At 45.5% G+C, this 21,853-nt stretch carries 20 protein-coding genes, 11 tRNA genes and 2 rRNA genes; 31 read left to right on the top strand and 2 right to left on the bottom strand.

Annotated features, from left to right (window positions below; all coding sequences use genetic code 11):
- Positions 1 to 60 precede the first annotated feature (60 nt).
- Both MKY20_RS02615 and MKY20_RS02610 read left to right on the top strand, forming a co-directional pair.
- Positions 61 to 540 (top strand): PH domain-containing protein, encoded by a 480-nt coding sequence (locus MKY20_RS02615; RefSeq protein ID WP_019381244.1) that lies wholly within the window; start codon positions 61 to 63, stop codon positions 538 to 540.
- Positions 527 to 1,996 (top strand): PH domain-containing protein, encoded by a 1,470-nt coding sequence (locus MKY20_RS02610; RefSeq protein ID WP_341000276.1) that lies wholly within the window; start codon positions 527 to 529, stop codon positions 1,994 to 1,996. The genes MKY20_RS02615 and MKY20_RS02610 overlap by 14 nt, the downstream gene beginning before the upstream one ends.
- 287 nt (positions 1,997 to 2,283) lie before the next feature.
- Here the strand turns inward: MKY20_RS02610 and MKY20_RS02605 are convergent, their stop codons facing one another.
- On the bottom strand, positions 2,284 to 3,009 hold the full coding sequence (locus tag MKY20_RS02605; RefSeq protein ID WP_009336316.1) for a rhomboid family intramembrane serine protease: 726 nt from the start codon (positions 3,007 to 3,009) through the stop codon (positions 2,284 to 2,286).
- Positions 3,010 to 3,173: 164 nt separating this feature from the next.
- Between MKY20_RS02605 and acpS the strand changes: the two genes are divergently transcribed.
- From acpS to MKY20_RS02535, 14 genes are all read left to right on the top strand, one after another.
- Complete coding sequence (gene acpS, locus MKY20_RS02600; RefSeq protein WP_009336315.1) at positions 3,174 to 3,527, top strand: holo-ACP synthase; 354 nt, start codon at positions 3,174 to 3,176, stop codon at positions 3,525 to 3,527.
- 144 nt (positions 3,528 to 3,671) lie between these two features.
- Entirely contained in the window at positions 3,672 to 4,685 is a 1,014-nt protein-coding gene (locus tag MKY20_RS02595) for a LolA family protein (protein WP_019381248.1), read from the top strand.
- A 53-nt stretch (positions 4,686 to 4,738) separates the two neighbouring features.
- Positions 4,739 to 6,010, top strand: a complete 1,272-nt coding sequence (alr, locus tag MKY20_RS02590; RefSeq protein WP_284521489.1) for an alanine racemase — start codon at positions 4,739 to 4,741, stop codon at positions 6,008 to 6,010.
- Positions 6,011 to 6,386: 376 nt separating this feature from the next.
- The gene (locus MKY20_RS02585; protein ID WP_026041666.1) at positions 6,387 to 6,668 is read left to right on the top strand and encodes a CopG family ribbon-helix-helix protein; all 282 of its coding nucleotides are present in this window, start codon (positions 6,387 to 6,389) and stop codon (positions 6,666 to 6,668) included.
- Positions 6,669 to 6,672: 4 nt separating this feature from the next.
- On the top strand, positions 6,673 to 7,023 hold the full coding sequence (gene ndoA, locus MKY20_RS02580; RefSeq protein WP_009336311.1) for a type II toxin-antitoxin system endoribonuclease NdoA: 351 nt from the start codon (positions 6,673 to 6,675) through the stop codon (positions 7,021 to 7,023).
- Positions 7,024 to 7,404: 381 nt separating this feature from the next.
- A complete protein-coding gene (locus MKY20_RS02575) occupies positions 7,405 to 8,238 on the top strand; it encodes an RsbT co-antagonist protein RsbRA (protein WP_009336310.1) in 834 nt (277 codons plus the stop codon).
- On the top strand, positions 8,235 to 8,597 hold the full coding sequence (locus MKY20_RS02570; protein WP_009336309.1) for an STAS domain-containing protein: 363 nt from the start codon (positions 8,235 to 8,237) through the stop codon (positions 8,595 to 8,597). The genes MKY20_RS02575 and MKY20_RS02570 overlap by 4 nt, the downstream gene beginning before the upstream one ends.
- Before the next feature lie 4 nt (positions 8,598 to 8,601).
- Positions 8,602 to 9,003, top strand: coding sequence for an anti-sigma regulatory factor (locus MKY20_RS02565; RefSeq protein ID WP_009336308.1), 402 nt, complete (start codon positions 8,602 to 8,604; stop codon positions 9,001 to 9,003).
- 11 nt (positions 9,004 to 9,014) lie between these two features.
- Entirely contained in the window at positions 9,015 to 10,025 is a 1,011-nt protein-coding gene (locus MKY20_RS02560) for a PP2C family protein-serine/threonine phosphatase (protein WP_019381250.1), read from the top strand.
- Between the two features lie 60 nt (positions 10,026 to 10,085).
- A complete protein-coding gene (locus tag MKY20_RS02555) occupies positions 10,086 to 10,418 on the top strand; it encodes an anti-sigma factor antagonist (protein WP_009336305.1) in 333 nt (110 codons plus the stop codon).
- The gene (rsbW, locus tag MKY20_RS02550) at positions 10,415 to 10,888 is read left to right on the top strand and encodes an anti-sigma B factor RsbW (RefSeq protein ID WP_009336304.1); all 474 of its coding nucleotides are present in this window, start codon (positions 10,415 to 10,417) and stop codon (positions 10,886 to 10,888) included. The genes MKY20_RS02555 and rsbW overlap by 4 nt, the downstream gene beginning before the upstream one ends.
- Positions 10,866 to 11,660, top strand: coding sequence for an RNA polymerase sigma factor SigB (gene sigB, locus MKY20_RS02545; RefSeq protein WP_251175626.1), 795 nt, complete (start codon positions 10,866 to 10,868; stop codon positions 11,658 to 11,660). The genes rsbW and sigB overlap by 23 nt, the downstream gene beginning before the upstream one ends.
- Complete coding sequence (locus tag MKY20_RS02540; protein WP_009336302.1) at positions 11,657 to 12,253, top strand: PP2C family serine/threonine-protein phosphatase; 597 nt, start codon at positions 11,657 to 11,659, stop codon at positions 12,251 to 12,253. The genes sigB and MKY20_RS02540 overlap by 4 nt, the downstream gene beginning before the upstream one ends.
- A 63-nt stretch (positions 12,254 to 12,316) precedes the next feature.
- Positions 12,317 to 14,500 (top strand): Tex family protein, encoded by a 2,184-nt coding sequence (locus tag MKY20_RS02535; protein WP_251175627.1) that lies wholly within the window; start codon positions 12,317 to 12,319, stop codon positions 14,498 to 14,500.
- A gap of 156 nt (positions 14,501 to 14,656) precedes the next feature.
- Here MKY20_RS02535 and cmpA read toward each other — a convergent pair whose 3' ends face one another.
- Positions 14,657 to 14,770 (bottom strand): cortex morphogenetic protein CmpA, encoded by a 114-nt coding sequence (gene cmpA, locus MKY20_RS02530; protein WP_009336300.1) that lies wholly within the window; start codon positions 14,768 to 14,770, stop codon positions 14,657 to 14,659.
- Between the two features lie 136 nt (positions 14,771 to 14,906).
- Between cmpA and MKY20_RS02525 the strand changes: the two genes are divergently transcribed.
- The 15 genes from MKY20_RS02525 (at position 14,907) to MKY20_RS02455 (ending at position 21,652) form a co-directional block, all read left to right on the top strand.
- A complete protein-coding gene (locus tag MKY20_RS02525; RefSeq protein ID WP_251175628.1) occupies positions 14,907 to 15,356 on the top strand; it encodes a SprT family protein in 450 nt (149 codons plus the stop codon).
- A gap of 176 nt (positions 15,357 to 15,532) precedes the next feature.
- Positions 15,533 to 15,607: transfer RNA gene (locus MKY20_RS02520), tRNA-Asn, on the top strand.
- Positions 15,608 to 15,612: 5 nt separating this feature from the next.
- Positions 15,613 to 15,703: transfer RNA gene (locus tag MKY20_RS02515), tRNA-Ser, on the top strand.
- A 15-nt stretch (positions 15,704 to 15,718) separates the two neighbouring features.
- Positions 15,719 to 15,790: transfer RNA gene (locus tag MKY20_RS02510), tRNA-Glu, on the top strand.
- A 31-nt stretch (positions 15,791 to 15,821) separates the two neighbouring features.
- A tRNA-Asp gene (locus tag MKY20_RS02505) sits at positions 15,822 to 15,897 on the top strand.
- Positions 15,898 to 15,905: 8 nt separating this feature from the next.
- Positions 15,906 to 15,980: transfer RNA gene (locus MKY20_RS02500), tRNA-Gln, on the top strand.
- A 144-nt stretch (positions 15,981 to 16,124) separates the two neighbouring features.
- Positions 16,125 to 16,200 (top strand) — tRNA-Lys (locus MKY20_RS02495).
- Positions 16,201 to 16,215: 15 nt separating this feature from the next.
- Positions 16,216 to 16,300 (top strand) — tRNA-Leu (locus tag MKY20_RS02490).
- A 59-nt stretch (positions 16,301 to 16,359) separates the two neighbouring features.
- Positions 16,360 to 16,445: transfer RNA gene (locus tag MKY20_RS02485), tRNA-Leu, on the top strand.
- A gap of 60 nt (positions 16,446 to 16,505) precedes the next feature.
- Positions 16,506 to 16,582 (top strand) — tRNA-Arg (locus MKY20_RS02480).
- 5 nt (positions 16,583 to 16,587) lie between these two features.
- Positions 16,588 to 16,664 (top strand) — tRNA-Pro (locus MKY20_RS02475).
- 23 nt (positions 16,665 to 16,687) lie between these two features.
- Positions 16,688 to 16,761, top strand: a tRNA-Gly gene (locus MKY20_RS02470).
- A 98-nt stretch (positions 16,762 to 16,859) separates the two neighbouring features.
- A 16S ribosomal RNA gene (locus MKY20_RS02465) occupies positions 16,860 to 18,409 on the top strand.
- A gap of 181 nt (positions 18,410 to 18,590) precedes the next feature.
- Entirely contained in the window at positions 18,591 to 18,722 is a 132-nt protein-coding gene (locus MKY20_RS02460) for a hypothetical protein (protein ID WP_258760818.1), read from the top strand.
- Positions 18,717 to 21,652: ribosomal RNA gene (locus MKY20_RS02455) — 23S ribosomal RNA — on the top strand. Before MKY20_RS02460 ends, MKY20_RS02455 begins: the two co-directional genes overlap by 6 nt.
- The 16S and 23S rRNA genes sit together here with 11 tRNA genes alongside, the layout of an rRNA operon.
- Positions 21,653 to 21,853 lie beyond the last annotated feature (201 nt).

Genomic DNA, 21,853 nt, shown 5'->3' with positions numbered 1-21,853 from the left:
GAACTGACTCTGGGCGTTTTTGAATGACTATTAATTTTATGGAATTGCGGGGGGTACTGCATGATTACAGAGCCGCATAAAAGGATACCGGCAAGGGGGCTGCTTGCATGGAGAATCTCCGGCACAATCCACTCTGTTTTTCCTTTTGTGTTATCAGGGGGAGCAATTGCTGCTGCTTTCCTGTTTAAGTGGCCTATTTGGGTTATTGGGGCTTCCTTAATGTTTTATTCAGCTTATGCTTACCTAGTCATTATGATTTTCCCCTCCTTAAGGTGGAAAAGATGGAGGTATGAGGTCCGGGAAAATGAAATAGAACTCAAACATGGGATATTTGTGATTAAAAGGACCCTTGTTCCCATGATTCGGGTGCAGCATGTGGATACCAAGCAAGGGCCGATATTGCGTAAATATCGTCTTGCTACTGTCACCATCTCGACGGCTGCAACTGTTCATGAAATACCGGCCTTGGATGTGGATGAAGCGGAGGAATTGCGCTTTTTCATTTCCTTGCTGGCAAGGGCTGCAGATGATGATGTCTAATCCGAAACGGCTGCACCCAATATCAGCGGTAGCCAATTTCCTGAAACACCTAAAGGAAATGCTGGTGCCCTTTCTTGTTTTTGTCGTCTTTGGAAGCAGAGGAGGAAATGGTGAAATTGTTCAGCTTGTCCTGTCTTTAGGGGTCATAATTGCGGTTTTTATGATAGGGATCCTTACCTGGTGGAGATATACTTATAGACTGGAAGAAGGCGAGCTTCGAATCGAGTATGGTGTTCTGATAAGGAAGAAGAGATATATTCCGCTTGAAAGAATTCAAAGTCTAGACTTATCGGAAGGTTTGCTGCAAAGGCCATTTGGCCTTGTAAAGATGAAAGTGGAGACAGCCGGTTCAAGCGGAGCTGGTGAGGCAGAAGCGGTATTGACGGCTATTTCTAAAAAAGATGCAGAATTCATTCAGCAGGCATTTTCAGCTGCTAAAAAGAATCCTTCCGAAATGGAAACAGCTTTACAGAACCGGGAAGTGATTTATAAAATTTCTCCTGGCGAGCTGCTCCTTCTGGCATCAACTTCAGGTGGGGCAGGTGTCGTTATTTCGGCTGTCTTTGCCTTTGTTTTTCAATTTGAAGAGATCCTTCCGTATGAAAAGGTGTTTGCCGGCCTCGAAGGATTTATTGCCAACGGAATTGTATTTGTGAGTATCCTGGTCTTCATCGTCTTTTTTATTGCATGGCTTATTGCTCTTATTGGCGGTATGCTAAAATATGCCGATTTTACTTTAATAAAGACTGATAAGGAGTTGATTGTCACAAGAGGTCTGCTGGAAAAGAGGCAGATGACGATTCCGCTGAATCGCATTCAGGCAATTCAGATCAGGGAAAATCTGCTTAGGCAGCCACTTGGCCTGGCGACTGTCTATATTGAAAGTGCAGGAGGTTCCATTGAGGACAATGAAAGCGCGCGCCTTATGATCCTGCCGATTGTGAAAAAAACACGGATTGCCGGTTTATTAAAGCCCCACTTGTCCCACTATGAACTGCAGCCCGGATTTTTTAAATCTCCAAAAAGGGCGCTTAACCGCTATTTATGGAGAGGGTTTCTGTGGGCACTGCCTTTTGTGGCTGTGCCGCTCCTCTTTTTCAGGCCATGGGGATACTTTTCTTTAGTGCTGCTGATCCTTTCTTTGGGATGGTCGTATCTCAAATACAGGGATGCAGGCTGGGATATCAGTTCTCAGCAGCTTGCTCTCAGATATCGCGGGATTGTAAGGACGACTGTCTTTATGAAAAGAAATCGAATACAGTCCCTCACCATGAGCGAAAGTTATTTTCAGAAAAGGCGCAGTCTGGCTACCATAGAAGCTGTGGCCATGTCAGGGATTGGGGGGACAGGCGGAACGGTTCCTGATCTTGACCGTGGAGAAGTGTATGCTATTTATAAGTGGTATTCTTATACTGGATTAAACAGAAGTTATTTGAAAAAGGAAAAGCGCCTATGAGCGCTTTTTTTGTTGTATAGGAAACTATAAAATGGATCAGTGTGAAACTCTGTGGAAAGGCTGTCTGCATCCAGCTCCTAGCCCCTCGGGTCATAAGCCAACAGAAATCAGAAACGCTTCGGCAGAGATGTATCGCCCGACAAAAGCTTGCTTTGGAAGGTTTCCTGCATAATTCGTCTTATGCCTGCCGGACTTGCACAGGATGTGCTGGCTTCAGCGTATGCCAGGACGTGGCGGTTTTTAGACGGAGTTCATCTGATCAAGGCGCTCCAGCTTTTGGACTAGGATTATCTGGATAAAAACCCCAGGACAGCCAAAATGATAATGATTCCCCAGAGAACAAGCCTTGATGCGGGCACCCCTTTTAATGAAGGCCTGATGCCGGCAAGACCTCCGGGCCGTATTATGCCGGATGAAGAAGATGTACGTCCTTTGGCAAGTGATGCCGCACCAATCAGGAAACCTGCAAGCAGGCCGAATAAATGGGCTGTAACATTAATGTTTGGCTGCAGAAAGGTCATGATTACGCCGATTATCGTAATGGTCAGTATGATTTGTGAGTTTTCCCTGGATAAAAGTTCTTTTCGGAATACAATGATTGCCGCAAAGTATCCGAACAGGCCAAAGATCGCACCACTGGCACCCACATGAATATATGTCAAAGGTTCAAGAAGCAGTGTTGCAATATTTGCTGCTGCACCAGCTGTGATGTAAAGGAGGATGAATCTGGTTTTCCCGAGCATTCGTTCCAGTACAGGGCCGAAGAGAACAAGAGAAAAGCTGTTGAATAAAACATGGGGGAAACCGCTGTGCAGTATGATTGGGCTCAGCAGCCGCCAGTATTCACCTTGAACAATATATAAATTGACACCTGCAAGCTTTTCGAAAATAAGTGTATTTGGAAATAGGGGAACGACTGTTAATAGATAGATGATAATATGGATACAAATGATAGCAGAAACAACAGGGTAGTAGCGGATAAATTCCTTAAAGCTTTCCGTTCTTGTAAACATGGCTCTCCTCCGTGCTTGAATTGTTGGACCGTGTATCTACATCATAGCCTGAAAAGCAGTTTTTCAGCATGCCATAACACTTATTCATTGGATAATGTGTACATAATACTGCTTCTACTGTATTCTTTATGCAGCGAATAATATAAATAGAAGGAAGATGAGAGATGATTTCCGGTATTGGGATTGATATTGCAGATCTGGAGCGCATACGAAAAATTATTGCCAGGCAGGAGCGGTTTCCTGAACGGATTTTGACACCAAAAGAGCAGGATGGCTATCGCCGCTTGCCGGAAAAGAGACAGGCTGAATTTCTTGCCGGGAGGTTCGCGGCAAAAGAAGCCTTTTCAAAGGCGTGGGGCACTGGTATTGGGGAAGAACTTTCCTTTCAGGATATTGAAATTGAAAAGGATGAAAAGGGAAAGCCATATATTTCGAAGCCATTTAAAGATGGGATACACTTGTCGATTTCCCATAGCAGAGAATATGCGGTGGCTCAGGTGGTTATAGAAAAAACTTGATATTTGGCAGGCTGAAGAATTTCAAAAGCTTGTCATTCCTCCTAGCATATTCCCTAAGGTTGTCTCATATATTCATAATGCGATAGGAGAGACAGGCCGGAAGTTGGGCCGATCTCACTGAAATGAGACAAAGGGGCTGAAGGAATGAAGAAAAAGTGGTTCATGCTGCTTGCCGGGCTTTTGGTAGTTCTTGCATTGTCTGCCTGTGGAACTAAATCACAGGAAGACGTCGTAAAGGATCTTAACAATAAGCTTGAAGACATTAAAGGATACAAGGCAGAGGCCAAGATGACTCTGCAGATGGGGACTGACCCGCAAACCTACGATATTGAAGTATGGCATAAGGAGCCTGACTTTTACCGGGTGAACCTGAAAAACGCCCAAAAGGAACAAAGCCAAATGATTCTGCGCAACGATGACGGTGTATTTGTCCTCACTCCTGCGCTGAACAAGAGCTTCCGTTTCCAGAGCGATTGGCCGCAGAACAGCAGCCAGGCTTATTTATATGAATCATTAGTCAAGGACATTATGGAGGATAAAGAAGCTAAGTTCTCCGCTACAAAAGATCATTATGTGTTTGAAACAAAAACACGCTATCAAAATAATCAGATGCTTCCTGTCCAGGAAATCAAGCTCAAGAAGTCCGATTTATCCCCAGTCAGTGTGAAGGTTATGGATCCTGATAAAAATGCACTTGTAACAGTAGAATTTTCAAATGTAAAGTTTAATGCCAGCTTCGATAAGAAAGATTTTGACATGCAGAAGAACATGACAGGAGCACAGCTCGAAGTGCCGGTGATGGCTGAAGTGGAGGATCAGGAATTCGCGGTTAAATATCCGCAGATGGATATGGCTGATGTAAAGCTGGTTGATGAGCAGGAAGTTCAAACAGAAGATGGCAAGCGCGTTGTATTGACGTACGATGGAGAAAAATCCTTCACTCTTGTGCAGGAAAAGGCCGCTGTCATGCCGACATCATCCGTCGTTACTTCAGTGAAGGGCGAGCCTGTTGACCTTGGCTTCACCATTGGTGCACTTTCTGACAACACCATTTCCTGGACCTACCAGGGTGTGGATTATATGATTGCATCCAATGATTTATCACCTGAAGAAATGTCCGAAATTGCCCGCACTGTACAGGGGGAAATGGTGAAATAAATCACCGGCAAAAAGCAGGTCTCAAAGGGGGCCTGTTTTTTTATGCTGCCGGCATGGGAAATCATCTTTCAAAGCCTTTTGATAAAAATAAGCATTTGACAAACCCTCTGCCAGAGTTTGATAATCGACATGTAGAGAAGCAATGGCTAAAGGACGTGAATACATCGATGAATGAACAAACAAAAATGTACCGGGACACTTGGGCAGAGATAAATCTGGATCATATTTCATATAATGTAGAGTCAATGAAAAAACATGCAGAAGAAGGGACAAACGTCATTGCGGTTGTGAAGGCAAATGGGTATGGGCATGGAGATGCAGCTGTGGCGGAAGCGGCCCTGGATGCGGGAGCATCCTCTCTGGCTGTTGCCACCCTGGATGAGGCGATGGCATTGAGAAATAAAAAGATTGCAGCGCCGATCTTAGTAATGGGAGCGAGCCGCCCGGAGCATGCAGGCGAAGCAGCTGCAAAGAATATTGCCCTGACCGTTTTTCAAAAGGAGTGGCTATCACAAGCATACGAATATGTGGAAGACGGAGAAGTCCTGAATATCCATTTAAAGTTTGATACAGGCATGGGGCGCCTGGGTATTCGAAGCCGTGATGAGCTTGCGGGAATTGAGAGCGTTATCAAAAAGGACAAGCGTTTTATGCTTGAAGGGGTGTTCACGCATTTTGCCACAGCGGATTCATTGGAGAATGCTTATTTTGAAAAGCAGCTGAGCAGATTTGAGGAAATGACCAGCTGGCTGGAGACTTTGCCAAAGTATATCCATACCAGCAACAGCGCGGCGGGCCTTAGATTTCCCAAAGCCCACTTCAATGCTGTCAGAATGGGGATCAGTATGTACGGCCTGGCTCCTTCCATGGAAATTAAGTCTGATCTTCCTTTCCCTCTGAAAGAAGCTTTTTCTCTCCATACCTCTATTGTTCATGTGAAAAAGCTTCATAAAGGCGAGAAGGTCAGCTATGGGGCGACTTATGAGGCACAAGAAGATGAATGGATTGCAACTTTGCCGATCGGCTATGCGGATGGCTGGATACGAAAACTTCAGGGGCAGGAGGTTCTTGCTGAAGGATTGAGGGTTCCAATTGTTGGAAGAGTTTGTATGGATCAATGCATGATTAAGCTTCCGCATGAAATGCCTGTCGGTACAAAAGTAACCCTGATCGGCGAGCAGGGGGAAGAAAAGATTCCGGTTGACGAAATCGCCGAAAAACTTGAAACCATCAACTATGAAGTAACCTGCATGGTATCTTCCCGGGTTCCGCGCATATATAAAAGAGATGGTAAAATTATCGGGGGAATTAATTATCTGCTATAATCGTAAAAAACTTTATTTGCTGCCCAGCTAAGCTATCGCCCGGAAAAAGGTATGGAATAAGCGCGGCGGCTTTCTGAAAAGATAAGAATGATGAACTCTGAAGTTAGTTAACTGTCTAGCTTCAGCGCCTACCCCCTCGAGGTCACAAGCCATTCCTCCCAAAAAGGCAAAGAACGCCTTTCCGTGAGGCCCGTCTTGTGCTTGTCGGGGGTGAGCAAGGCGCTTCCGCTTTTCTGAAATCATGCATAAAATACTATTTTTTTGGACGATAATACAGAAGAATTAAAGAATCCCCTTTGCATTGGGCTTTATAAATGGTAATATTGAAAATGGTAGATATAAAAATGGTGTGTAGTGATGGTGGAGGTGTATGTTTGTGTCTGATTCCAGCACAACAACAGAGATAATGGTAAAGTTACCGCAGCATCTTTTAACCGAGTTAGACGGATTTGCAAAACAGGAAAACGTTAACCGGAGCGAATTCATTTATCAGGCAACCAAAATGTATTTGCGCGAACGCAAAAAGAGACAAATTCGCGAGTCCATGAGACGAGGCTACATGGAGATGGCGAAAATAAATTTGACGATTGCATCTGAAGCATTTCAAGCGGAATACGAGGCAGAACACACAGTTGAACGTCTAGTAAGCGGAGGATAATCCCTTGATTGTCAAACGTGGTGACGTTTATTTTGCAGACCTATCCCCAGTTGTTGGTTCAGAACAAGGCGGCGTCCGTCCAGTGCTTGTCATCCAAAACGACATCGGGAATCGGTTTAGTCCCACAGTAATTGTTGCAGCAATCACAGCTCAGATTCAAAAAGCGAAGCTGCCTACTCACGTTGAAATTGATGCGAAGCGTTATGGTTTTGAAAGGGATTCGGTCATCTTATTAGAACAGATTCGTACAATTGATAAACAACGCTTAACCGATAAAATAACCCATCTCGATGACGAAATGATGGAAAAAGTGGATGAAGCCGTGCAAATCAGCTTAGGCCTCATCGAATTTTAACAAACGCTCTTTTGAAGGGCGTTTTTTGTTTTTTATACAGCAAAAAGGTTTAGTTTCTTATAAAGAGGGTAAAACAGAAAGTCGTTTATTATATAAAATTGACTGGTTTTGTAAATATACCCGTTTCTTATGAAGCATACACTTCGATATTCAATGGAAATCTGCCAAGTTGTGAAGGGAAAAAAGGGATTTAATAATAAATTGTCGAATTAACCAAAGATTGGAGTTTATTGATTCGGCATCATATAGGTATCATTTGACTGGCATTCACTGTTATCATTTAATTGATATATACGGAACAGGAAGGTTTTTTTATCTTCTGTACAATAAAGGGGAATTGGAAGGCTAATAATAGATATATGCTAAAATAGGGAGGAACAAATGAATTCCACAATATTGAATTATATACAAAACAACAAAGATTCCATATTCAATGAGTGGCTGGAGGCCACAAAGGAAAATGCGGATGAAAGAGTTACGAAGGTTGTATCTGATCAGGTATTTATCGGGACAAGCCGGGAATTCATTGACCTGATTATTTCAAATATAAAAAGTTCAAATGAGGAATTCACTTCAAAATTGAGTGATTTCTCAGAGAAAATCGTACGGTTGGGCTGGCCGCTCAGTTTTGTGACAAAAGGTCTCCAAACCTTCGGAAAGATTGTGTTTGAGGACATGCAGGAAACGGGGATTGTCACCCAGGAAAATCAAATGAAATTCATTTACGAGTTTGACAGCTGGATGACTCCCATGGTCAATGAAGTGGTAAATATGTATTCAACCACTTGGGAACGAACTGTGTCCCTCCAAAAAATTGCGCTTCAGGAACTATCTGCGCCGCTGATTCCTGTATTCGAAGGAATTACAGTCATGCCTCTTGTCGGTACAATTGATACGGAGCGGGCGAAGCAGATTATGGAGAACCTTTTAAATGGAGTAGTAAAACACCGTTCAGAAGTGGTGCTTATTGATATAACAGGTGTGCCGGTTGTTGATACGATGGTAGCCCATCATATCATACAGGCTGCTGATGCTGTAAGGCTTGTCGGAGCGAAATGCATGCTTGTAGGCATCCGTCCGGAAATTGCCCAGACCATTGTAAATCTGGGAATTGATTTAAATCAGTTTACTACAAAGAATACCTTGAAAAAGGGTGTAGAAGCGGCGCTTGAGTTAACCAGCCGCAAAATTGTGAATGTGGAGGGAGTGGAATGAGAGTGAGAATCCCAATTTTAAAACTGAACGATTGCCTATTAGTCTCCATCCAGTGGGAATTGGATGACCAGACTGCTTTGCAGTTTCAGGAGGATCTGCTCCATAAAATCCATGAGACCAGCGCAAATGGAGTCGTGATTGATTTAACATCCATTGACTTTATTGATTCATTCATCGCAAAAGTTCTCGGCGACGTAATAAATATGTCCAAACTGATGGGTGCAAAAGTAGTCATAACCGGGATACAGCCTGCCGTAGCAATTACGCTTATTGAGTTAGGTATTGGGTTAGATGATGTCCTTACTGCATTAGATCTAGAAAAAGGTTTGGAGAAATTACAACAGGAATTGGGGGAGTAACTGTATGGAAAACCAATCCTGCGTTAAAATCATAAACGAATGGGACATCGTTGCAGCCCGCCAGCTTGGGCGGAATGTTGCTAAAGAGCTTGGTTTTGGTACAGTTGACCAGGCTAGAATCACCACAGCCATTAGTGAACTTGCCCGGAATATATATTTATACGCCGGACAGGGGCAAGTCTGTATTGAAAAAATATACGACGGCGGAAAAGCGGGATTGCGTATAGTTGCTGTAGACAGCGGCCCTGGAATCAATGATTTACGCCAAGTAATGGAAGACGGATTCTCGACATCAGGGGGATTAGGAGCCGGCCTGCCGGGTGTGAAGCGGTTAATGGATGAGTTCTTAATTGACTCCAATCCTGGAACCGGAACAGATATAAGAGCAACTAAGTGGCTTCGTTAGGGGGAAGCGGTATGGATTTCCGAGAAATGATGGAATCAAAGTATCGGGATATTCTTGAGAATTATATTAAAGAACAATCTGAACAGGCTTTGTATCAAGGCCAGAAGTTCAGCAGGAAGTCGATCGAGCACAAAATCTCTCCTGAAGAGATTATCAGCGTTCATAAAAGTCTGATGGGTGAACTTTATCCGGACTTGCCTGAGTATGTTCACCATTCTTTTGATATCCTTCTGGAAGTCATGATAGGCTATGGTTTTGCTTATCGGGAGCATCAGAACTTAAAGCATATTCAGCAGGAACTCAGGACAGAAATGGAAATAGCTGCGAACGTCCAGCAAACCCTGCTGGGGACGCAGGTACCTTCTGTTGAAGGTTTAGATATCGGTGCCATAAGTGTTCCTGCTAAACATATGAACGGTGATTATTTCCACTTTGTTCAGGATGAAAACAGCACGATCAGCATTGCAATAGCTGATGTCATTGGTAAAGGTCTTCCGGCAGCCTTGTGTATGTCCATGATTAAATATGCCATGGACAGTTTGCCTGAAAACCGCAATGACCCTAAAACGGTCCTGGAAAATCTAAACCGGGTCGTAGAACAGAACGTAGATTTAACAATGTTCATTACTATGTTTTATGGAATATATGATACGAACAGCCATATGTTCTCTTATGGTTCTGCCGGACATGAACCAGGACTTTTCTTTGTGGCTGAGACAGGTGAATTTACCGAACTGACAGCGAAAGGCCTGCTTCTCGGCATTGATAAAAAAACTAAATACCGCCAGTACGAAAAAGGAGTAAATCCAGGAGATATGATTATATTAATGTCAGATGGGGTTACTGAATGCCGTACAGAAGAAGGGTTTATAGAAAAGGAATCATTGCTGGAATTAATCAAGAAATACATTCATTTAAGTGCACAGGAAATTGTTAATAGCGTATATAAAGAACTTGAAAAACTTCAGCATTTTCAATTGCGGGACGATTTTACCTTAATTATTTTAAAAAGAAATGTTTAACGGGTTTTAAAAACGGGTAACTAGTAAAAAGCAGTTGACATGTAAAGAGGTGGGTCAGTTATGAATATTACAATAGATGTAAAAGAAAATGATATGCTGATTGAAGCAATGGTAAGCGGAGAAATTGATGCGTATACAGCACCTAAACTCCGCGAAGAGCTTTTTCCTTTAACAGAAAAAGAAGGCGTGGAAATGGTGGTCAACCTATCTGAAGTCTCTTATATGGATAGTACCGGCTTAGGTGTATTTGTTGGTGTATTTAAAAATGTCCGAGCCAATAACGGCAAATTCCAGATTGTTGGCTTATCAGACCGTTTAAAGAGACTTTTCGAAATTACAGGCCTAGCCGATATTATCGATATTAACAGCGGGATTGAAGGTGGAGTACAATGAACGAGCCATTTGATTATATTGAGGTGAAAATTCCGGCCAAGCCGGAATTTGTTGGGGTAATCCGCCTGACGCTATCGGGGATTGCCAGCAGAATGGGATTTGCATATGAAGAAATTGAAGATCTTAAAATCGCTACAAGTGAAGCTTGCACCAATGCAGTCCAACACGCATACAAGCAGAATGAGCAAGGAGAAGTAGTCATCGGGTTCGGTTTATACACTGACCGTCTTGAGGTAATGGTCGCAGACAGCGGAAAAAGTTTTGACTTCCAATCTGCAAGACAAGGCATTGGACCATACGACCAGACTGATTCTGTGGAATTCCTGCGTGAAGGAGGCTTGGGTCTATACCTGATTGAAACATTGATGGATGAAGTAAGAATTCATCACAAAGAGGGTGTTACGGTCTTTATGACCAAATACCTAGAGGGAGAGCAGGTGGAGAGGGATGCAAAAACAATCTCAACCTAACCAAAAATCCAAAGAAGAAACAAATGCTTTAATCAAAGCCTACCAGCTTCACCAGGATGAAGATGCTCAAAACACCCTGGTATTCCAATATCAGAATTTAGTTGAAGCCATTGCCCGCAAGTACTCAAAGGGAAGATCTTATCATGAGGATATTGTCCAGGTGGGCATTATCGGCTTATTAGGGGCTATCCGCCGCTATGATGAGTCTTTTGGCAAAACGTTTGAGGCCTTTGCAGTTCCTACGATTATCGGCGAAATTAAGCGCTTCTTAAGGGATAAAACTTGGAGTGTTCATGTTCCGCGCCGCATAAAGGAATTGGGACCAAAAATTAAAGCGACCGTTGAAGAGCTCACAACAGAACTTCATAGGTCTCCAAGAGTGGACGAAATAGCCGATGTGCTGGGTGTATCAGAAGAAGAAGTGCTCGAGGCAATGGAAATGGGAAAAAGCTATCAGGCGCTTTCTGTTGACCATTCAATCGAGGCTGATTCTGATGGCGGAACAGTTACATTGCTGGATATCGTCGGAAATGAAGACGAGGGCTATGAAAAAGTAAATCAAATGCTAGTTCTTGATAAAGTACTGCATGTCCTGTCTGAGAGAGAGAAATTAATTATACAATACACATATCTTGAGAATATGAGCCAAAAAGAAGCTGGAGATAAACTGGGGATTTCCCAGATGCATGTCTCGAGACTTCAGCGCCGTGCAATCAAAAAGCTTCAGGAAGCGATCCACTCTGAAACAAATAACTCGGAGTGCCTTTCATGACCAAATTGGTTGGAGATAACATCGAAGTGATTGCTCACCAGACAGCTAAAGATGGCAAAGCTTTTTGCGGTGATGGATATTACTTCACCGCAACTGATGAATACTTTGTATGTGTGCTGGCAGATGGCCTTGGAAGCGGGGAATTCGCGTATGAAGCTTCTTCTGCTGTTGTTTCTGTCGTAGAGCAGCATCATGAGAAAGATGTAGATACGCTCATGAAGCTTTGCAACGATGTTCTTTTACAGAAAAGAGGAGCAGCAGTAGCACTGTTTAAAGTCCATTTTGCCTCCAGGGAATTTGTATACAGCTGTGTAGGGAATATTCGGTTTTTCCTTTATTCATCTACTGGGAAACTCACATATCCTCTGCCTGTAACTGGATATCTGTCAGGAAGGCCGCAGGTGTTTCATACCCAGCGGTTTACGTATGAAGCGGAATCTAAGTTTTTGATATACTCAGATGGCTTGAATATTCAAGGGGTTAAAACTTTGCTGAAAGCATTTCTCCCTATTGATCTTATCTCGGAAGATATAAAAAAGCAGTATCCATCTACCTCAGATGATGCTACTTTCATACTTGGAAGCTTACTCTAGAACAGGGTAAGCTTTTTGTTTTTCTTTTTGATAAAATGAAAAGTGAGACTCTATGATGGAGGAATGATCTTGGAAAAAACTTTGGATAGACAAAATCAAGTACTAAACCTAATCGCTGGAGAATTATCAATAGCCATTAAACAAGTAAAAAACACAATCAGCTTATTGGAAGAAGGGAACACAGTCCCGTTCATTGCCCGATACAGAAAGGAACAGACAGGTGCACTGGATGAAGTTCAAATTCGGGATATCATGGAGCGCTGGCAATACATACAAAATCTCAATCAGCGTAAAGAAGAGGTAGTCCGCTTAATTGAAGAGCAGGGCAAGCTGACAAAAGAGTTAAAATCCAACATTGAAAAAGCGGTGAAGCTACAGGAGGTAGAAGACTTATACCGGCCATATAAGCAAAAGCGCCGCACAAAAGCAACTGCGGCAAAGGAAAGAGGGCTTGAACCGTTTGCTGAATGGCTTCTCACCTTCCCCCTTAATGAACCCCCTGCTGCAAAGGCAAAAGAATTTTTATCAGATGAAAAGGAAGTAACCACAACGGAAGAGGCAATTGCCGGAGCGAAAGATATTATCGCAGAATGGGTATCAGATGAAGCAGAAAGCAGAAAATGGATCCGTATGGAAACAGCCAAAAAGGGAACAATTGAGTCTTCTGTGAAGAATAAAGAGATTGACGAAAAAGGCGTTTATGAAATGTACTACGAGTATGAGGAACCAGTGAGCAAGATTGTTCCACACCGCACACTTGCATTAAACCGGGGTGAAAAAGAAGAAGTTTTAAGGATTAACATTAAGCCAAATACCGAATTTATCTTAAAGTACTTGTATAAAAAGTGGGTGAAGGATGAACGCTCCCCTGCAGGGGCAATTGTAAAGGAAGCTATTGAGGATGGATACAAGCGTCTGATTATGCCTTCGATTGAACGTGAAATCCGCAATGAACTAACTGAAAAAGCAGAAGAACAGGCGATCATGATTTTTTCTGAAAATCTCAGAAAACTGCTGCTTCAGCCCCCATTAAAAGGCAAGATAGTACTGGGTGTAGACCCTGCCTACAGAACTGGCTGCAAGCTTGCAGTTGTAGATGAAACTGGAAAAGTACTTGATATCGGTGTCATATATCCGCATCCTCCTGTTTCCAAAACGAAACAAGCACGAGAGAAAGTAGTTCATATTCTAAACACCTACAAAGTAGAAATGGTTGCCATCGGCAATGGAACCGCCTCAAGGGAAACCGAGCAGTTCATCGCTGACATTTTAAAGGACATGAAAGAGGAGATATTCTACCTAATTGTCAATGAAGCAGGGGCGAGCGTATATTCTGCCTCAGACCTTGCCAGAGAAGAGTTTCCTGATTTTCAGGTGGAAGAAAGGAGTGCTGTATCCATCGCCCGCCGCCTCCAGGATCCTCTTGCAGAATTGGTTAAGATTGATCCCAAGTCCGTGGGGGTTGGCCAATATCAGCATGACGTATCTCAGAAAAAGCTGTCAGAATCACTCTCTTTTGTTGTAGAGACAGCGGTAAACCAAGTGGGTGTCAATGTAAATACAGCTTCATCTTCGCTGCTGCAGCATGTAGCTGGCCTTTCAAAAACAGTTGCTGTGAATATAATCAAGAAACGAGAAGAAGAAGGGAAATTTACAGACCGCAAGCAGTTGAAAAAGATTCCGCGCCTTGGCGCCAAAACCTATGAACAGGCAATAGGCTTCCTGCGGATTATCGATGGGAAAGAACCTCTGGACCGGACTGGTATACACCCTGAAACGTATGCAGTAGTAAATAAATTGCTTGCTAATCTCGGCTTTAAATCCAGTGACCTTGGAACACAATCATTAAGGGAAGCACTAAAAGGCATAAATATCAGCCAGACAGCCCGGGAGCTTGAAATTGGTGAACTTACACTGAGAGATATTATTGATGCCTTAATGAGACCTGAAAGGGATCCGCGTGATGAGCTGCCAAAGCCACTCCTAAAGAAAGAAGTCCTGAAACTTGAGGATCTGCAGGAAGGGATGGAGCTTCAAGGGACAGTGAGAAATGTTGTCGACTTTGGTGCATTCGTTGATATCGGAGTCAAACAGGATGGCCTTGTTCATATATCCAAACTTAGCCGCCAATTTGTCAAACATCCGCTGGATGTCGTGTCCGTTGGGGATGTAGTAACAGTCTGGGTTGACTCTGTTGATAAGCACAAGGGAAGAGTCGCCTTAACTATGCTTGACCAAACTAATTAACATTCCTTTGTTTTGCTGGCTTAAATGGCTTGTTCTTCGAGTCATAAGCCAAATCACGCCGGAAATCAATATTTCTAGCGTGATTTGGCCTATGCTTGTGAGGTTTTCAAAGGGCTGTAGCTGCTTTTAGCTGGTATATCTCAGGCTCGCCATATTTTATGAGCAGTGTTTCTTTCTATAGAAAAACCAGCACTGATTCAGCAGCTTGATCTGATACCGGTCCTTTTCATAAAAAGCACGCTGGATTTGGTTTTGAAACCATACAGGCATCTGATTTACCTCCCGTGTATTGGAATCTGATAATCGCTCCCTAGGGCAGCAAAGCGAGTTCAGAGCTATAATAGGTATATATAATGTATGCTATAATAGGTTGTCATGTTTACGATAAGAGAGGAAAAACATTGTTATGAATGACCAGGAGCTTCAGACACTTGTTGAAAAGATATCCTTAGAAAGCTTCGGCAAGCCCTTTCGCCATCAGGCTTATTTTAATTCACGCCTCAGGTCGACTGGCGGAAGATATATGCTGAGTTCACATCATGTTGAAATAAACAAAAAGTATTATGAGCAGCTTGGGGTCGGAGAATTAGAAGGAATTATTAAGCACGAGCTTTGTCATTATCATTTGCATTTAGAAGGAAAAGGATATAAACATCGTGATCAGGATTTCAGAATGCTAATGAAAAAAGTGGGAGCACCTCGATTTTGTTCGGCCTTGCCTGATCATCCAAAAACAAATAGATCTGCTAAGATTCTTGTTTATATGTGTAAGGAATGCGGTCAAACTTATCAAAGAAAAAGAATGGTTGATACGAGGAAATATGTTTGCGGTAAATGCAAGGGGAAATTAGTTTAAAAAAAGAATTGACATTAGATTAAGTACACTTTATATTTAATAATTGTCGCAGGACAAAACAGGATAAACGGCTAATAAATTCTTCTAAAAACAAGCTTGACTTTTATAGCCTCCGTCCTTATAATATGAAGAGTCGATAAGATGTTAACTGTTTTATCGATAAAGTTCATTATTATTCCGCAGTAGCTCAGTGGTAGAGCATTCGGCTGTTAACCGAACGGTCGCAGGTTCGAATCCTGCCTGCGGAGCCATATTTGGGGAAGTACTCAAGTGGCTGAAGAGGCGCCCCTGCTAAGGGTGTAGGTCGCGTAAGCGGCGCGAGGGTTCAAATCCCTCCTTCTCCGCCAGAAAATTCTCACAATGGCCCGTTGGTCAAGCGGTTAAGACACCGCCCTTTCACGGCGGTAACACGGGTTCGAATCCCGTACGGGTCACTTTTTTTGTTTCCGACGGTTTTATGTGGATGGTCCCGTGGTGTAGCGGTTAACATGCCTGCCTGTCACGCAGGAGATCGCGGGTTCGATTCCCGTCGGGACCGCCATTTGTTATTGGGCTATAGCCAAGCGGTAAGGCACCGGACTTTGACTCCGTCACTCGCAGGTTCGAATCCTGCTAGCCCAGCCATTTTTGATGAGCCATTAGCTCAGTCGGTAGAGCAGATTGCAGCATCAGTGAATTTCTTCATCCGAATAGCAATCCGTGACAAAGCGTTTAGCTTTGGAACATCTGACTGCACACAACAGGCTTTAGGAAGTCTCATAAAAGTATGAGCCATTAGCTCAGTCGGTAGAGCATCTGACTTTTAATCAGAGGGTCGAAGGTTCGAGTCCTTCATGGCTCACCATTTTAATTTCATATTGCGGGTGTGGCGGAATTGGCAGACGCACCAGACTTAGGATCTGGCGCCGCAAGGCGTGGGGGTTCGACTCCCTTCACCCGCACCATTAATTACCATTGAGATAAGTGCTACGTTTTGGTATGATGTTACTTGTCGCTTCATTAAGCGGTCGTGGCGGAATGGCAGACGCGCTAGGTTGAGGGCCTAGTGGGGGCAACCCCGTGGAGGTTCAAGTCCTCTCGGCCGCACCAAAAAAAGTTGTTGACTTTTGAAATCTAGGTTGATATAATATAAGAGTTGCTTTAAAAGATGCGCCCGTAGCTCAATTGGATAGAGCGTTTGACTACGGATCAAAAGGTTAGGGGTTCGACTCCTCTCGGGCGCGCCATATTACGGGGAGTAGCTCAGCTTGGTAGAGCACTTGGTTTGGGACCAAGGGGTCGCAGGTTCGAATCCTGTCTTCCCGACCATTCGGGAAACAATAATTTTATATGCGGGTGTAGTTTAGTGGTAAAACCTCAGCCTTCCAAGCTGATGATGAGGGTTCGATTCCCTTCACCCGCTCCAAACTTTCTGATTGATCTTTGAAAACTGAACGAACAAAAACGTCAACGTTAATTCTTTAGTCTTTTTTGAAAAGACAACTTATGAGCTTAATCAACTCTTATATGGAGAGTTTGATCCTGGCTCAGGACGAACGCTGGCGGCGTGCCTAATACATGCAAGTCGAGCGGACAGATGGGAGCTTGCTCCCTGAAGTCAGCGGCGGACGGGTGAGTAACACGTGGGCAACCTGCCTGTAAGACTGGGATAACTCCGGGAAACCGGGGCTAATACCGGATAATTCTTTCCCTCACATGAGGGAAAGCTGAAAGATGGTTTCGGCTATCACTTACAGATGGGCCCGCGGCGCATTAGCTAGTTGGTGAGGTAACGGCTCACCAAGGCAACGATGCGTAGCCGACCTGAGAGGGTGATCGGCCACACTGGGACTGAGACACGGCCCAGACTCCTACGGGAGGCAGCAGTAGGGAATCTTCCGCAATGGACGAAAGTCTGACGGAGCAACGCCGCGTGAGTGATGAAGGTTTTCGGATCGTAAAACTCTGTTGTTAGGGAAGAACAAGTACCGGAGTAACTGCCGGTACCTTGACGGTACCTAACCAGAAAGCCACGGCTAACTACGTGCCAGCAGCCGCGGTAATACGTAGGTGGCAAGCGTTGTCCGGAATTATTGGGCGTAAAGCGCGCGCAGGCGGTTCCTTAAGTCTGATGTGAAAGCCCCCGGCTCAACCGGGGAGGGTCATTGGAAACTGGGGAACTTGAGTGCAGAAGAGAAGAGTGGAATTCCACGTGTAGCGGTGAAATGCGTAGAGATGTGGAGGAACACCAGTGGCGAAGGCGACTCTTTGGTCTGTAACTGACGCTGAGGCGCGAAAGCGTGGGGAGCAAACAGGATTAGATACCCTGGTAGTCCACGCCGTAAACGATGAGTGCTAAGTGTTAGAGGGTTTCCGCCCTTTAGTGCTGCAGCAAACGCATTAAGCACTCCGCCTGGGGAGTACGGCCGCAAGGCTGAAACTCAAAGGAATTGACGGGGGCCCGCACAAGCGGTGGAGCATGTGGTTTAATTCGAAGCAACGCGAAGAACCTTACCAGGTCTTGACATCTCCTGACAACCCTAGAGATAGGGCGTTCCCCTTCGGGGGACAGGATGACAGGTGGTGCATGGTTGTCGTCAGCTCGTGTCGTGAGATGTTGGGTTAAGTCCCGCAACGAGCGCAACCCTTGATCTTAGTTGCCAGCATTCAGTTGGGCACTCTAAGGTGACTGCCGGTGACAAACCGGAGGAAGGTGGGGATGACGTCAAATCATCATGCCCCTTATGACCTGGGCTACACACGTGCTACAATGGATGGTACAAAGGGCTGCGAGACCGCGAGGTTAAGCGAATCCCATAAAACCATTCTCAGTTCGGATTGCAGGCTGCAACTCGCCTGCATGAAGCCGGAATCGCTAGTAATCGCGGATCAGCATGCCGCGGTGAATACGTTCCCGGGCCTTGTACACACCGCCCGTCACACCACGAGAGTTTGTAACACCCGAAGTCGGTGGGGTAACCTTTTGGAGCCAGCCGCCTAAGGTGGGACAGATGATTGGGGTGAAGTCGTAACAAGGTAGCCGTATCGGAAGGTGCGGCTGGATCACCTCCTTTCTAAGGATATTTACATGAAACGTGACGTGTTTTGTTCGTTCAGTTTTGAGAGTTCAATCTCTCAATGAAAGATTCGTTCTTTGAAAACTAGATAATGTTAATGAAGAAGCAATAACCGAGTAATCGCCATCTTAGTTTTTTTCTCTTATTTTTGTTTTAAAACGAAGTAAGAGCACAAACCATGAGGGCAATGAGAAGCAAGAAGATCAAGGAAGCGACCGAACGAGCACCGGAGCGTACGAGAGTACGTGAGGAGCACAGTGACGGAGCTGACGCAGAGATTCGCCGCTTATCATTGGCCGAAGTAGGTTAAGTTAGAAAGGGCGCACGGTGAATGCCTTGGCACTAGGAGCCGATGAAGGACGGTACTAACACCGATATGCTTCGGGGAGCTGTAAGTAAGCTTTGATCCGGAGATTTCCGAATGGGGAAACCCCCTATCCGTAATGGGATAGGATCTTTACCTGAATACATAGGGTATAGAAGGCAGACCCGGGGAACTGAAACATCTAAGTACCCGGAGGAAGAGAAAGCAAACGCGATTCCCTGAGTAGCGGCGAGCGAAACGGGATTAGCCCAAACCAAGAGGCTTGCCTCTTGGGGTTGTAGGACACTCTACACGGAGTTACAAAGGAACGAGGTAAATGAACAGGTCTGGAAAGGCCGGCCAGAGAAGGTAAAAGCCCTGTAGTTGAAACTTCGTTCCCTCCAGAGTGGATCCTGAGTACGGCGGGACACGAGAAATCCCGTCGGAAGCAGGGAGGACCATCTCCCAAGGCTAAATACTCCCTAGTGACCGATAGTGAACCAGTACCGTGAGGGAAAGGTGAAAAGCACCCCGGAAGGGGAGTGAAAGAGATCCTGAAACCGTGTGCCTACAAGTAGTTAGAGCCCGTTAATGGGTGATAGCGTGCCTTTTGTAGAATGAACCGGCGAGTTACGATTACATGCGAGGTTAAGTTGATGAGACGGAGCCGCAGCGAAAGCGAGTCTGAATAGGGCGAATGAGTATGTGGTCGTAGACCCGAAACCAGGTGATCTACCCATGTCCAGGGTGAAGTCCAGGTAACACTGGATGGAGGCCCGAACCCACGCACGTTGAAAAGTGCGGGGATGAGGTGTGGGTAGCGGAGAAATTCCAATCGAACTTGGAGATAGCTGGTTCTCTCCGAAATAGCTTTAGGGCTAGCCTCATGTAGTAAGAGTCTTGGAGGTAGAGCACTGTTTGGACTAGGGGCCCCCATCGGGTTACCGAATTCAGACAAACTCCGAATGCCAAAGACTTATCCATGGGAGTCAGACTGCGAGTGATAAGATCCGTAGTCAAGAGGGAAACAGCCCAGACCACCAGCTAAGGTCCCAAAGTATACGTTAAGTGGAAAAGGATGTGGAGTTGCTTAGACAACCAGGATGTTGGCTTAGAAGCAGCCACCATTTAAAGAGTGCGTAATAGCTCACTGGTCGAGTGACTCCGCGCCGAAAATGTACCGGGGCTAAACGTATCACCGAAGCTGTGGATTGACATCTTCCGATGTCAGTGGTAGGAGAGCGTTCTAAGGGCGTTGAAGCCAGACCGCAAGGACTGGTGGAGCGCTTAGAAGTGAGAATGCCGGTATGAGTAGCGAAAGATGGGTGAGAATCCCATCCACCGAATGCCTAAGGTTTCCTGAGGAAGGCTCGTCCGCTCAGGGTTAGTCGGGACCTAAGCCGAGGCTGAAAAGCGTAGGCGATGGACAACAGGTTGATATTCCTGTACCACCTCTTTACCGTTTGAGCAATGGGGGGACGCAGGAGGATAGGGTAAGCGCGCTGCTGGATTAGCGCGTCCAAGCAGTTAGGCCGGTAACGAGGCAAATCCCGTTACCACACAGGCTGAGCTGTGACGGCGAGGGAAATTTAGTACCGAAGTTCCTGATTCCACACTGCCAAGAAAAGCCTCTAGCGAGGGAAAAGGTGCCCGTACCGCAAACCGACACAGGTAGGCGAGGAGAGAATCCTAAGGTGAGCGAGAGAACTCTCGTTAAGGAACTCGGCAAAATGACCCCGTAACTTCGGGAGAAGGGGTGCTCATTAGGGTGAATAGCCCTGATGAGCCGCAGTGAATAGGCCCAGGCGACTGTTTAGCAAAAACACAGGTCTCTGCGAAGCCGCAAGGCGAAGTATAGGGGCTGACGCCTGCCCGGTGCTGGAAGGTTAAGAGGAGAGGTTAGCGCAAGCGAAGCTTTGAATCGAAGCCCCAGTAAACGGCGGCCGTAACTATAACGGTCCTAAGGTAGCGAAATTCCTTGTCGGGTAAGTTCCGACCCGCACGAAAGGCGTAACGATCTGGGCACTGTCTCAACGAGAGACTCGGTGAAATTATAGTACCTGTGAAGATGCAGGTTACCCGCGACAGGACGGAAAGACCCCGTGGAGCTTTACTGTAGCCTGATATTGAATTTTGGTACAGCTTGTACAGGATAGGTAGGAGCCTGAGAAGCCGGAGCGCCAGCTTCGGTGGAGGCGTCGGTGGGATACTACCCTGGCTGTATTGAAATTCTAACCCGCGCCCCTTATCGGGGCGGGAGACAGTGTCAGGTGGGCAGTTTGACTGGGGCGGTCGCCTCCTAAAAAGTAACGGAGGCGCCCAAAGGTTCCCTCAGAATGGTTGGAAATCATTCGCAGAGTGTAAAGGCACAAGGGAGCTTGACTGCGAGACCTACAAGTCGAGCAGGGACGAAAGTCGGGCTTAGTGATCCGGTGGTTCCGCATGGAAGGGCCATCGCTCAACGGATAAAAGCTACCCCGGGGATAACAGGCTTATCTCCCCCAAGAGTCCACATCGACGGGGAGGTTTGGCACCTCGATGTCGGCTCATCGCATCCTGGGGCTGTAGTCGGTCCCAAGGGTTGGGCTGTTCGCCCATTAAAGCGGTACGCGAGCTGGGTTCAGAACGTCGTGAGACAGTTCGGTCCCTATCCGTCGTGGGCGCAGGAAATTTGAGAGGAGCTGTCCTTAGTACGAGAGGACCGGGATGGACGCACCGCTGGTGTACCAGTTGTCTTGCCAAAGGCATCGCTGGGTAGCTATGTGCGGAAGGGATAAGTGCTGAAAGCATCTAAGCATGAAGCCCCCCTCGAGATGAGATTTCCCATAGCGTCAAGCTAGTAAGATCCCTGAAAGATGATCAGGTTGATAGGTCAGAGGTGGAAGCGTGGCGACATGTGGAGCTGACTGATACTAATCGATCGAGGACTTAACCAAAACGAAAAGCGGAGGCGACTGTTCAACTTCGAGAGACGTTGGAGAGCCGGCCATTCAAATCCTGGTTTTGGGATTTGGAGGGACGGATCGAAACGGCCGAGAAGTTAGGAGCCGAAGCTAGACAAGTCATTGGTGAATACTCGGCAAATGCTTCTTCATGCATTATCTAGTTTTGAGGGAACGAAGTTTCTTCAATTACAT

It is taken from the genome of Cytobacillus sp. FSL W8-0315 (assembly GCF_038002905.1).
Classification (GTDB): Bacteria; Bacillota; Bacilli; order Bacillales; family Cytobacillaceae; genus Cytobacillus; species Cytobacillus pseudoceanisediminis.
Note: the sequence above shows the minus strand (reverse complement) of the source record. Positions and strands in the feature narration are given on the sequence as shown.